Source organism: Saccharothrix coeruleofusca, from assembly GCF_014648515.1.
GTDB lineage: Bacteria > Actinomycetota > Actinomycetes > Mycobacteriales > Pseudonocardiaceae > Actinosynnema > Actinosynnema coeruleofuscum.
Map to the genome: position 1 here is coordinate 844 of NZ_BMRG01000026.1, position 11,932 is coordinate 12,775.

At 73.6% G+C, this 11,932-nt stretch carries 13 protein-coding genes; 11 read left to right on the forward strand and 2 right to left on the reverse strand.

Features of this window, described 5'->3' with window-relative positions; all coding sequences use genetic code 11:
- A partial coding sequence (locus IEZ00_RS33665) for an ATP-binding protein (RefSeq protein ID WP_189227431.1) occupies window positions 1–2,080 on the forward strand: 2,080 nt, incomplete at its 5' end.
- A gap of 16 nt (window positions 2,081–2,096) precedes the next feature.
- Here IEZ00_RS33665 and IEZ00_RS33670 read toward each other — a convergent pair.
- Complete coding sequence (locus IEZ00_RS33670; RefSeq protein WP_189227432.1) at window positions 2,097–2,423, reverse strand: STAS domain-containing protein; 327 nt, start codon at window positions 2,421–2,423, stop codon at window positions 2,097–2,099.
- A gap of 136 nt (window positions 2,424–2,559) precedes the next feature.
- Between IEZ00_RS33670 and IEZ00_RS33675 the strand changes: the two genes are divergently transcribed.
- From IEZ00_RS33675 to IEZ00_RS33710, 8 genes are all read left to right on the forward strand, one after another.
- On the forward strand, window positions 2,560–2,943 hold the full coding sequence (locus IEZ00_RS33675; protein ID WP_189227433.1) for an ATP-binding protein: 384 nt from the start codon (window positions 2,560–2,562) through the stop codon (window positions 2,941–2,943).
- A gap of 215 nt (window positions 2,944–3,158) precedes the next feature.
- Window positions 3,159–4,079 carry a Ppx/GppA family phosphatase gene (locus IEZ00_RS33680; RefSeq protein WP_189227434.1) on the forward strand — a complete coding sequence of 307 codons (921 nt, stop codon included), beginning with the start codon at window positions 3,159–3,161 and terminating at the stop codon, window positions 4,077–4,079.
- 12 nt (window positions 4,080–4,091) lie between these two features.
- Complete coding sequence (locus IEZ00_RS33685; protein ID WP_189227435.1) at window positions 4,092–4,487, forward strand: STAS domain-containing protein; 396 nt, start codon at window positions 4,092–4,094, stop codon at window positions 4,485–4,487.
- Window positions 4,484–4,855, forward strand: a complete 372-nt coding sequence (locus IEZ00_RS33690; RefSeq protein WP_189227436.1) for a hypothetical protein — start codon at window positions 4,484–4,486, stop codon at window positions 4,853–4,855. Before IEZ00_RS33685 ends, IEZ00_RS33690 begins: the two co-directional genes overlap by 4 nt.
- Window positions 4,856–4,865: 10 nt before the next feature.
- Window positions 4,866–5,384, forward strand: a complete 519-nt coding sequence (locus IEZ00_RS33695; protein ID WP_189227437.1) for a GNAT family N-acetyltransferase — start codon at window positions 4,866–4,868, stop codon at window positions 5,382–5,384.
- A gap of 51 nt (window positions 5,385–5,435) precedes the next feature.
- Window positions 5,436–6,152, forward strand: a complete 717-nt coding sequence (locus tag IEZ00_RS33700; protein WP_209620952.1) for an alpha/beta fold hydrolase — start codon at window positions 5,436–5,438, stop codon at window positions 6,150–6,152.
- Between the two features lie 40 nt (window positions 6,153–6,192).
- The gene (locus IEZ00_RS33705) at window positions 6,193–6,843 is read left to right on the forward strand and encodes an HAD family hydrolase (RefSeq protein WP_189227438.1); all 651 of its coding nucleotides are present in this window, start codon (window positions 6,193–6,195) and stop codon (window positions 6,841–6,843) included.
- 124 nt (window positions 6,844–6,967) lie between these two features.
- Window positions 6,968–7,930, forward strand: a complete 963-nt coding sequence (locus IEZ00_RS33710; RefSeq protein ID WP_189227439.1) for an LLM class F420-dependent oxidoreductase — start codon at window positions 6,968–6,970, stop codon at window positions 7,928–7,930.
- Window positions 7,931–7,960: 30 nt separating this feature from the next.
- Here IEZ00_RS33710 and IEZ00_RS33715 read toward each other — a convergent pair whose 3' ends face one another.
- A complete protein-coding gene (locus tag IEZ00_RS33715) occupies window positions 7,961–9,289 on the reverse strand; it encodes a serine/threonine-protein kinase (RefSeq protein ID WP_189227440.1) in 1,329 nt (442 codons plus the stop codon).
- 73 nt (window positions 9,290–9,362) lie between these two features.
- Here IEZ00_RS33715 and gabT point away from each other — a divergent pair, with 73 nt between their 5' ends.
- Window positions 9,363–10,643: a 4-aminobutyrate--2-oxoglutarate transaminase gene (gabT, locus tag IEZ00_RS33720; protein WP_189227441.1), complete on the forward strand. Its 1,281-nt coding sequence runs from the start codon at window positions 9,363–9,365 to the stop codon at window positions 10,641–10,643.
- A gap of 33 nt (window positions 10,644–10,676) precedes the next feature.
- The gene (locus IEZ00_RS33725) at window positions 10,677–11,651 is read left to right on the forward strand and encodes a LacI family DNA-binding transcriptional regulator (protein ID WP_189227442.1); all 975 of its coding nucleotides are present in this window, start codon (window positions 10,677–10,679) and stop codon (window positions 11,649–11,651) included.
- Window positions 11,652–11,932: the final 281 nt, after the last annotated feature.

Consider the following 11,932-nt stretch of genomic DNA (forward strand, 5'->3'; position numbering starts at 1 on the left):
GTCGTCCTTCGCCGACGAGGTCACCCGCGTCGCCCGCGAGGTCGGCACCGAGGGCAAGCTCGGCGGCCAGGCCGAGGTCGAGGGCGTGTCGGGCACCTGGAAGCGGCTGACCGAGAACGTCAACGAGCTGGCGGGCAACCTGACCCGCCAGGTGCGCGCCATCGCGGCGGTGGCCACCGCGGTGACCGCGGGCGACCTGACCAGGCAGGTCACCGTGGACGCCTCCGGCGAGGTGGCCGAGCTCAAGGACAACATCAACCGGATGATCAGCAACCTCAAGGAGTCCACCAGGGCCAACCGCGAGCAGGACTGGCTCAAGACCAACCTGGCCCGGCTGTCCGGGCAGATGCAGGGCCACCGCGACCTGCGCGCGATGGCGTCGCTGGTGATGAGCGAGCTGACCCCGCTGGTCTCCGCCCAGTACGGCGCGTTCTTCCTGGTCGCGGACGACTCCGAGGTGCTGGAGCTGACCGCGTCCTACGGCTACCGGCCGCGCGGCGAGCGGCCGACCCGGTACGCGCCGGGCGAGTCGCTGGTCGGCCAGGTGGCGGTGGAGAAGAAGACGGTGCTGGTCACCGACGTGCCGCCGGGGTACGTGGAGGTGAGCTCCGGGCTCGGCGCGGCGGCGCCCGCGAACCTGGTGATCGTGCCGGTGCTGTTCCAGGGCGAGACGCTGGGGGTGATCGAGCTCGGCTCGTTCGGCGAGTTCAGCGACGTGCACCTGGACCTGCTCGACCAGCTCAAGGAGAACATCGGCGTCAACGTCAACACCATGCTGGCCAACGCCCGCACCGACAGCCTGCTGGCCGAGTCGCAGCGGCTGACCGAGGAGCTGCGGGCGGGCTCGGTGGAGCTGGAGGCCAGGGCCCGGCAGCTGTCCTCGGCGTCGAAGTACAAGTCGGAGTTCATGGCGAACATGTCGCACGAGCTGCGCACGCCGCTGAACAGCCTGCTGATCCTGGCCAAGCTGCTGGCCGACAACCTCGACGGCAACCTCAACCCCAAGCAGGTGGAGTTCGCCAGGACCATCCACTCCTCCGGCACCGACCTGCTGCAGCTCATCGACGACATCCTGGACCTGACCAAGGTCGAGGCCGGGCACATGCAGGTGCAGACCGACTCGGTGCGGGTGGCCGACGTGGTGGCCTACGTGGAGTCGCTGACCCGGCCGCTGGCCGCGGAGAAGGGGCTGGCCTTCGACGTCACGGTGGACCCGGACGTGCCCGCCACCCTGCACACCGACGAGCACCGGCTGCAGCAGATCCTGCGCAACCTGCTGTCCAACGCGGTGAAGTTCACCCACGAGGGGGAGATCCGGCTGCGCATCCGCAGGTCGGGCGGCGCGGTCGCGTTCGACGTGCAGGACACCGGCATCGGCATCCCGGCCGAGAAGCTGTCGGTGATCTTCGAGGCGTTCCAGCAGGCCGACGGCACCACCAGCCGCAAGTACGGCGGCACCGGGCTGGGCCTGTCGATCAGCCGGGAGCTGGCCGCCCTGCTCGACGGCAGGCTGGACGTGCGCAGCGAACCGGGCTACGGCAGCACCTTCACGCTGTACCTGCCGCTGGTCGCGCAGGGCCAGGCGGCGGTGCCCGCGCCGGAGCCCGACGCGCTGCCCGAGCTGATCACCCCGGTCGACGAGCCGGTGGCCGAGGCGCTGGTCGCGCCCGCCGAGCTGCCGCCCGCGCCGCTGCGGTTCCACGGCGAGAAGGTGCTCATCGTCGACGACGACCTGCGCAACGTGTTCGCGCTGACCAGCGTGCTGGAGCTGCACGGGTTGCAGGTCATCTACGCCGACAACGGGATCACCGGGGTGCGGGCGCTGGAGCAGTACGACGACATCACGCTGGTCCTGATGGACATCATGATGCCGGAGCTGGACGGCAACGCCACGATGTCGGCGATCCGCGCCATGGACGGCTACGCCGACCTGCCGGTGATCGCGGTGACGGCCAAGGCGATGAAGGGGGACCGCGAGAAGAGCCTCGCCTCGGGCGCCACCGACTACGTCACCAAGCCCGTGGACACCGACCACCTGCTCCGCCTGATCGCCTTCTACCTGGGCGTCGACCAGGACTAGCAGGTGGGTGCGGCGGTCACTGCGCGGTCGCGGAGGCGATCGTGTCGTGGATGCGCATGACCTCGGTCAGCTCGGTGAGGCGGAACAGCTTGTGCACCGAGGGCTGCAGGCAGGCCATCCGGAACTGGCCGCCCGCGGCGTCGAGGCGGCGGTGCCAGTCCAGCATCAGGGACAGGCCGGTGGTGTCCATGAACGGCACCCCGCTGAGGTCCACGACCACCTGGCCGCCGGTTGTCCCTTCCAGGTGATCGGACAGCACCGGCACGGTGTCGGCGTCCAGCTCGCCCTCCACCGCGACGACGGTCCAGCTCCCCCGGACCTCACTGCGCACCTGCAAGTCCATCACACCGAGCCTCTCCGCACGACGGGGTGCCGTGCCGCCACAGATCGTGCAACACGACGACCCAGGGCGCGACCACTGGGTGGTGGAAGAGACCGATGTGCGACCATGCGGTGACAGCCGATCAACGGGAGCGGATGTGCGGAACGAGCCAGCGGCTGCGATCGCGGTGACGTTGCCCGCCGAGGGCGGTTCGTCGGCGCGGGCGCGTCGGGTGGTGGCGGAGGCGGCGGGCGCCTGGGGCCTGTCCGACGACCTGGCCGACGACGCGGCGCTGGTGGTGACCGAACTGGTGTCCAACGGCGTGGACCACGCCTCGGGGCCACTGGGGTTGACCGTGTCGCGCACGGCGGCGGGGATGCGCATCGAGGTGTCCGACACCTCGTCGGCGATGCCGCAGCCGCGCCCGGTGCAGGTGGACTCGGCGCGCGGGCGCGGCCTGCTCATCGTCGCGGCGCTGGGCAGTTCGTGGGGGGCGGAGCCGACGCCGAGCGGCAAGGTGGTCTGGGTGGAGCTGGGCTGACGCCGGTGCTCGGCCCGCACCCGCGCGGTCGTGTCACGCACCGCCTCGGCCCCACCGGTAGGGTGACACCGGGTTCGCGATCACGGGCACTCCTCCTGGGGTCCGGATCGCCGTGCGTTTCGGAAATTTCCCGTCTTCCAGTGGTTTGACCTCACCGACGAGTGGGAATCCCGCTTCAGCTCTCAAGTCGGTGGCGGTCGAGCAGGGGCGGTGGCATGTCCGGAAGACCAGGTCGGGTGGGTGTCCTCGACGTCGGCTGCTTCAGCGCCCACCTGCTGGTGGTCGACGGGTCGCCGCTGCACCCCGTGCTGTCGCACAAGACCAGGCTGCGCCTGGACCTGGCGCTGGACGAACACAACCGCATCACCCGCGCGGGGCTGGACCAGCTCGTGCTCGCCGTGCGGGAGGCCGGGCGCACGGCCCGGCGCGAGCGCGTGCCGCTGCTGGTCCCGTTCGCGACCTCCGTCATCCGCGACGCCCCCAACCGCGCCGAGGTGCTCGCCGAGATCCACCGCGGCACCGGCATCGCGCTGCGGGTGTTCAGCGGCGAGGAGGAGGCGCGGCTGGCCTACGTGGCGGCCCGCCACTGGTACGGCTGGTCGGCGGGCCCGCTGGCGGTGCTGGACGTGGGCGGCGGCACGGTGGAGTTCGCCGCGGGCGAGGCGGGCCAGCCGCGCGTGGTGCGGTCGCTGCCGCTGGGCGCGCGCACCCTGGCCCGCTCCAGCGCCGACCCCGCCCTGGTGCGCGACCGGGTGCGCGCGGGACTGGCGGACGTGGACGTGCGCGGCCACCGCGGGGTGGCCTGCTCGAAGGTGTTCCAGCAGTTGGCCAGGTTGACAGGTGCCCGGCCCCAGCGGGACGGCCCGCACGTGCCGCGCGTGCTGCGGCTGGCCGACCTGCGCCGGTGGGCGCCCCGGCTGGCCGCGATGCCCGCCCGCAAGCGGGCCCGGCTGCCCGGCATCTCGCCGCACCGGGCGGCCCAGTCGGCGGCGGGCGCGGTGGTCGCCGAGGCGCTGATGGCGGTGACCGGCCACGACGTGGTGGACATCTGCCCCTGGTCCACCAGGGAGGGGCTGCTGCTGAGCCTGCAGGACGAGGCGCCGGGCAGCGATGACGAGATCTGCTGGGTGGCGTGAGAGGAAGCGTTGATGCTGGCGTTGTCGGTCGTGACCCACCGCACGGGGTGCGCGGTGGTGGGGGTGACCGGGGAGATCGACCTCACGGGAGCGCGCAAGGTGCTGGACAAGCTCGACCGGCTCATCGCCGAGGGCCGCAACCGGATCGTGCTGGACATGTCCGGGGTGGCCTTCTGCGGCGCGCAGGCGATGAGCGCGCTGGTGCGCACGCGGGCGCGGGCGCAGCGGGAGGGCGGCTGGCTGCGGCTGGCGGCCGTGCCGCCGCACGTGCGCCGGGTGTTCGAGCGCACCGACCTGGACCGGCTGTTCCCCCGCTACCCCGACGCGGCCGCCGCGGTGTCCGGCCGGGCGGTGCCCGCCCCGGCAGGCCAGGGGTCGCCGCGCCGCTCGGCGGGGGCGGCGCGGTGACGCCGGCGCGGGCCCGCCGTGACATCGCCGCGCTGCCCGACCTGGTCTTCGCCACCGCCGCCGAGCCCGAGCGGCTGGCCTCGTGGCTGCCCGAACCACTGGGCGTGCTCGGCCGCAACGACGACGTGCTGATCCTGAGCTGCCACGACAAGCCGAGGCAGTACCGGCTGGCCGCCGACTTCGACCGGCTGCTGCTGGTGTTCCAGCCGCTGGCCGAGGACGGCTGCGGCGCGCGGCTGCGGGTGGAGCTGGCGGGGGCGGCGGGCAGCGTGGCCGAGCTGGAGCTGGACCGCCCCGACGGCGAGCTGGCCGCCCGGCTGCTGGAGGCGCTGGGGAAAGAGGTTGAGCGCGCCTTCACCGACGGCTGATCATCAGCGCGTGGAGATCCGCGAGGCCGTCGCCGCCGACCTGCCCCTGCTGCCGCCGATCGAGGTCGCCTCGGGCGAGGCGTTCCGCGAGATCGGGATGCCCTGGATCGCCGACGACGAGCCGATGCCCCTGGCGGTGCTGGAGCGCTCGCGGGTGTGGGTGGCCCTCGACCCGCACCCGGTCGCCTGGGTCGCCGTCGAGGTGGTCGACGGCAACGCCCACGTCGAGCAGATCAGCGTGCACCCCGATCACGCGCGCAAGCGGATCGGGGCGGCGCTGCTGGACCGGGTGCGGCGGTGGGCGGCGGACGAGGGCCTGGCCGCGGTGACCCTGACGACGTTCCGCGACGTGCCGTGGAACGCCCCCTACTACCGGCGGCTGGGCTTCGAGGAGATCACCGAGCCGACACCGGGCCTGCGCGCGGTGGTGACCGCCGAGGCCGCGCGCGGGCTGGACCCGGCGACGCGCGTGTGCCTGCGCCGCCCGGTCGCCCCGCCGACCGCGACCGAGGCCGAACCCGCGATGTGATCGGAACCACGTCGACTGATTCACGCCGCAGCGTCCGGCAAAATCGATCGAGTGACTCCTCCACTACTCCTAGTGCCCGGCGCGGGCGGCACGGTTCGCGCCAATTTCGGCTCGACCGTCCCGGCGCTGTCGCGCGGCCGCCAGGTCATCGGCGTGGACCACCCCGGCCCGGAGGTCGCGGGCAGGCTGGAGCTGGACGACCTGGCCGACCGGCTGGTGGCCGCCGCGGGCCCGGCCGAGGAGTTCGCGGTGCTGGGCTTCTCCCTGGGCTGCGCGGTGGCCGTGCGCGCGGCGGTCCGCCACCCCGACCGCGTCCGCGCGCTGGTGCTCACCGCCGGGTTGGACAAGGTGGACGCGGAGACCGACGCGCGGCTGGCCCGCTGGCAGCGGCTGCTGCGCGGCGACCGCGCCGAGCTGGCCAGGTTCCTGGTGTCGACCGCGCTGGGCGAGCCGTTCCAGCGCGGCATGGACCCCGTGCAGCTGGCCGGGTTGGAGGAGCTGATCGCGGCCACCGTGCCCGAGGGCTCCGAGCCGCAGGTCGACCTGGTGCGGCGGGTCGACCTCACCGACGACGCCCCGCGCGTCGCGGTGCCGACCCTGGTCATCGGCACCAAGCACGACCGGCTCATCACCCCGGCCCGCACCCGCGCGCTGGCCGACGCGATCCCCGGCGCCCGCTGGGCCGAGCTGGCCACCGGGCACGCCCCCGCCCTGGAAGCGCCCCGCGAGTGGGTGGCGCTGGTGGAGGGCTTCCTGGCGGAGATCTGAACCGGTTTGGTCCTGCGCCGCTCGGGCTAACCCGAGCGGTATGACCAACACGCTCGTCCTCGACGTGGACGGCACGCTGGTGGACACCAACTACCACCACGCCGTCGCCTGGTTCCGCGCGTTCCGCCGCCACGGCCTGACCGTGCCCACCTGGAAGCTGCACCGCGCCATCGGCATGGGCGGCGACAAGCTGGTCGCCGCCGTCGCCGGGCAGCGGGTGGAGGACGAGCGCGGCGACGACCTGCGCGCGGCGTGGGAAGAGGAGTTCGAGCCGATGCTGGCCGAGGTCCAGCCGCTGGAGGGCGCGCACCGGCTGCTCGCCGCCGCCGCCGAGCAGGACCTGGCCGTGGTGCTGGCCAGCTCCGGCAAGAAGCACCACGTCGACCACTACCTGGACCTGCTCGACGCCCGCGACTTCGCCGCCACCTCCTCCGACGAGGTCGCCGAGAGCAAGCCCGCCCCCGACTTGATCGAGGTCGCGCTGCGCAAGGTGGACGCGGGGCGCGCGGTCGTCATCGGCGACTCGGTGTGGGACTGCGACGCCGCCCGCAAGGCCATGCTGCCGGTGGTGGGCCTGCTCACCGGCGGGTTCGCCGAGGCCGAACTGCTGGAGCGCGGCGCGACCGCCGTCTACCAGGAACTCGACGCCCTGCGCGCCGACCTGACCGACCTCCCCTTCGCCGACGTCTAGAGGTCCGGACGCCTCCACCCCATGCCACCGGTCACCGGTCACCCGCCCGCTCGACCGGCCGAGGACATCCTCCCAACCGACCACCGCGCCGGAGCCAGGTCAATCCAACACAGGAGGTACTGCCATGCGCATCGGGTACACGCTCATGACCGAGCAGGCCGGGCCGCGGGCGCTGGTGGAGCACGCCGGGCTCGCCGAGCAGGCCGGGTTCGACTTCGAGGTGATCAGCGACCACTACTTCCCGTGGTTGGAGGAGCAGGGGCACGCCCCGTACGCGTGGAGCGTGCTGGGCGCGGTCAGCCAGGTCACCGAGCGGGTCGAGCTGATGACCTACGTGACCTGCCCGACCGTGCGCTACCACCCGGCGGTGGTCGCCCAGAAGGCGGCGACCGTGCAGCTGCTGTCGCAGGGCCGGTTCACCCTGGGGCTGGGCGCGGGTGAGAACCTCAACGAGCACGTGGTCGGGGGCGGTTGGCCGCCGGTGAACGTGCGCCACGAGATGCTGCGCGAGGCGGTCGAGATCATCTCCCTGCTGTTCGACGGCGGCTACGTCAACTACTCGGGCGAGCACTTCCGGGTGGACTCGGCCAAGCTGTGGGACCTGCCCGAGCAGCGCGTGCCGATCGGGGTCGCGGTCTCCGGCGGCCAGTCGGTGCGCCAGTTCGCCCCGCTCGCCGACGTGATGATCACCACCGAGCCGGACGCCGAGCTGTGCCGGGAGTGGGACGTGTTCCAGGGCGACGGGACCGGGGCCCGCAAGGTGGGCCAGCTGCCGATCTGCTGGGACCGCGACCGGGACGCCGCGGTGGCGCGGGCGCACGAGCAGTTCCGCTGGTTCGGCGGCGGCTGGAAGGTCAACTCCGAGCTGCCCGGTCCGGCCGGGTTCGCGGGCGCCACCCAGTTCGTGCGGCCGGAGGACGTGGCCGAGAGCATCCCGTGCGGCCCGGAGGTCGGGCCGATCGTCGAGGCGGTCGGGCAGTTCCGCGACGCGGGCTTCACCGACCTGGCGCTGATCCAGATCGGCGGCGAGCACCAGCGGGAGTTCCTGGACTTCGCCAAGGGCGAGCTGCTGCCCGCGGTGAACTGACCCGGCTCCGCCAGGGCGGGTGTGGCGGAGTCAGCGGTCGCCGTCGGATTCCTTCCTGGCCTTGCCGGGTGGGGTGGCCTTCGACTTGCCCTCGGACTTGGCGGCTTCCAGGCGTTCGCGGACCTGCTGTTCCGGCTCGTGGTCGACCTGCTGGTCCGGTTGGGGGTCGGGATTCGGTCGCGGTTGGGGCTGGGCGGGGACGGGGATCTGCTGGACCACGGTCACCGTCGAGGGAGCGGGTTGCGGCGGGGGCGCGGTGGTTCGCGCGGCAGGCTGCTCGCTCGTGGTCGCGGTGCCCTCGGAGCGCTGCTGGGCGGGCGGCGGGCCGTCGAGGTTGAGCACGACCGCCGAGGTGACCGCCACCGCGGCCAGCGCGCCCGCCACCAGCGCGCCCACCGGGCGGCGGGACGGCGGGGCCTCGTTCGCGGCGGCAGGCTCCACCTCGGCGGTGAGCACCTCGTCCAGCGGCGGGGCCTGCCCGCTGGCCAGCTGCGCCGAGCGCAGCAGCTCGGCGCACTCGGCCGCGGTGGGCCGCCGGGCCGGGTCGGAGTCCGTCATCGCGGCCAGCGCCTCGCCCCACGGCTCGGGCAGCCCCGCCGGGATGCGCGGCGGGCGGTGCAGCCGGGCCAGCGCGGCCTCGGTGTCGCCGCCGGGGTACTCGGGCCGCCCGGTCAGGCACTCCAGCAGCATCAGACCCAGCGCGTAGACGTCGACGGCCGGGGTGACCTCGGCGCCGCGCACCTGCTCCGGCGCGAGGTAGCCCGCGGTGCCGACCATCATCCCCGACCGCGTCACCCTGGTCAGCTGCGGCTGCAGCGCCAGGCCGAAGTCGGTCAGGTAGGCGCGTCGCTCGTCGACGTCGAGCAGCACGTTGGAGGGCTTGACGTCGCGGTGCACCACGCCCCGCTCGTGCACGTGGGCCAGGACCCTGGCGATCTGGACGCCGAGGTTGGCCACCGACTCCGGGGACAGCGCCTCGTGCATCCGCGCGCGCAGCGTGCCGCCCTCGACGGCCTGCATCACGAAGTAGGGGTGGCCGCGGAACACGCCGCTGTCGTAGACGGCGACCAGGCCGGGGCAGCGCAGCGCGGCCAGCACCCGCGCCTCGCGGTCCAGCCGCACCTCCTCGCCGGAGGTGGCCACGCCCTGGAAGACCTTGACCGCGACGGGGCGGTCCAACCGGGTGTCCCGCGCCCGGTACACGTCGGCCATGCCGCCGGAGCCGTAGAGCTCGCCCAGCGCGTACCGCCCACCCACCACCTGACCGGTCAGCTCGCCGTCCCACATGCCGCTGGCCTCCCGCGCCGCCGACTCGCCATTCGGGCTTTCGTACCCGTGCCGGACGGGCCGCAAACCCATGATCGCGGAATGGCCGCGATCGAGGAGCACCCGGCCTCGTGCGCGGCCCGGTCCGCGAGCGGATGCTGGGGGCATGACCCGGTTGCGCACCGAGATCCCCGGTCCCCGCTCCCGCGAGCTGACCGCGCGCCGGGGGAGCGCGGTGGCCTCGGGGGTCGGCTCGGCGCTGCCGGTGTTCGTCGAGCGCGCCGAGGACGGCCTGCTGGTCGACGTGGACGGCAACCGGCTGATCGACCTCGCCTCGGGCATCGCGGTGACCAGTGTGGGCAACCCGGCGCCTCGGGTGGCGCGGGCGGTGCGCGAGCAGGTCGACCGCTTCAGCCACACCTGCTTCATGGTCACGCCCTACGAGGGCTACCTGGAGGTGTGCGAGCGGCTGGGCGAGCTGACCCCCGGCGACCACGAGAAGCGCTCGGTGCTGCTCAACTCCGGCGCGGAGGCGGTGGAGAACGCGGTCAAGATCGCCCGGCGGGCCACCGGGCGCGCCGCGGTGGTGGTGTTCGACCACGCCTACCACGGCCGCACCAACCTGACCATGGCGCTGACCGCCAAGGAGGTGCCCTACAAGCACGGCTTCGGCCCCTTCGCCCCCGAGGTGCACCGGGTGCCCGGCTCCTACCCGCTGCACGACGGCCTGACCGGCGAGCAGGCCGCCCGGCGGGCCATCGCCGCCATCGAGCGGGTCGACGACCTGGCGTGCGTGCTGATCGAGCCGATCCAGGGCGAGGGCGGGTTCATCGTGCCCGCGCCGGGGTTCCTGCCCGCGCTGGCCCGGTGGTGCCGGGAACGGGGCGTACTGCTGGTGGCCGACGAGATCCAGACCGGCTTCTGCCGCACCGGCGCCTGGTTCGCCTGCGACCACGAGGGCGTGGTGCCCGACCTGGTGACCACCGCCAAGGGCATCGCGGGCGGCCTGCCGCTGGCCGCGGTCACCGGCCGGGCCGAGGTGATGGACGCGGTGCACGCGGGCGGCCTGGGCGGCACCTACGGCGGCAACCCGATCGCCTGCGCCGCCGCGCTGGGCGCCATCGACACCATGCGCGAGCTGGACCTGGGCGCCGCCGCCCGGCGGATCGGGGCGACCGCGCTGCCCCGGCTGCGCGCGCTGGACTCGCCGCTGGTCGCCGAGGTCCGCGGTCGGGGGGCGATGCTGGCCGTGGAGTTCGCCGATCGGACTCCCGAAGTGGCCGGGCGGGTGGCCGCGGCCTGCCACGCCGCCGGGGTGGTCGTGCTGACCTGCGGCACGTACGGCAACGTGATCCGCCTGCTGCCGCCCCTGGTGATCCCGGACGTCCTGCTGGCCGAGGGCCTGGCCGTGCTGGAGGACGCGATCACCGCCGCGCGCGGATCTTGACGGGCCCGCGCGCCCCCTCGCATCCTCTCAGCCATGCCGGTCACCATCCGGGACGTCGCCCGCGAGGCTCGGGTGTCGGTGTCCACCGTGTCGCGCGCGCTGAGCGCCCCCGCCCTGGTCCGCGAGACCACCAGGCAGCGGGTGCTCGACGTCGCCGACGAGCTGGGCTACCAGCCCAACCGCGCCGCCCGCAGCCTGATCACGGGTCGCACAGGCAATCTCGGCATCGTCGTGCCGGACCTGCAGAACCCGTTCTACCCCGGCGTGCTCAGCGGTGTGCAGGCGCGGGCGCGCGAGGTGGGCTGCTCGGTGTTCTTCAGCGACAGCGGCGAGGACCCGGCCACCGAGGAGGTCCTGGTGCGGGGCATGGCGGGCCAGGTGGACGGGCTGATCCTGTGCGCGCCGTTCGCCGCGGACGACCACCTGGCCCAGCTGGCCTCGGTGCGCCCCACGGTGCTGATCAACCGCGTCCTGCCCGGCGTGCCCTCGGTACTGATGGACAGCTCGGCGGGCATGGCGGACGCGGTGGCGCACCTGGCCGCGCTGGGCCACCGCGAGTGCGCCTACCTCTCCGGCCCGGCGGGCGCCTGGTCCAACCACCGCCGCCTGCGCGGCCTGCTCCCGGCGGCGGAGGAGCACGGCGTGGCGGTGCACCAGCTGGGCCCGTTCGACCCGAACTTCGCGGGCGGCGCGGGCGCGGCCGACCTGGCGCTGGCCACGGGGGCGACCGCGGTCATCGCCTTCAACGACCTGATGGCGCTGGGGGTGCTCGCGCGGTTCGCCGAGCTGGGGGTGGCCGTGCCGGAGCGGGTCAGCGTGCTCGGCTTCGACGACATCCTCTACGCCGCGATGTGCGCGCCCCCGCTGACCACGGTGGCCCTGCCCATGCGGGCGGGCGGGCGGGCCGCGGTGGACCTGCTGCTGGAGTGCCTGGGCGGGGCGGGCCCGGCCACTCGCACCCTGCCCACGACCCTGCGCGTGCGCGCCAGCACCGCCCCGGTGGGATGAATCACGCCGCGTCACGGAAGTCCGAAATTCCGGTGCTGTTTCGCGACCGCGGAGTAGGTCATCCGGCGCGACAGCCGTCCCGCTCGATTACGGTCCGAAAGATTCTTGATAAGTACGTCCGATCAGGCGACAAATCCACCGTCGCGCGGTCGTTGCCTAGAGCATGGGCCGAACTCGAGCGTTCACCCTAGATCTGACCGCCTGATCGAGTTGCACCTTGGCCAGCGGTTGACGCCGAAGCCCCGACGTGGCTAGGTAGCGGTGGCCATGCACCTTCCACT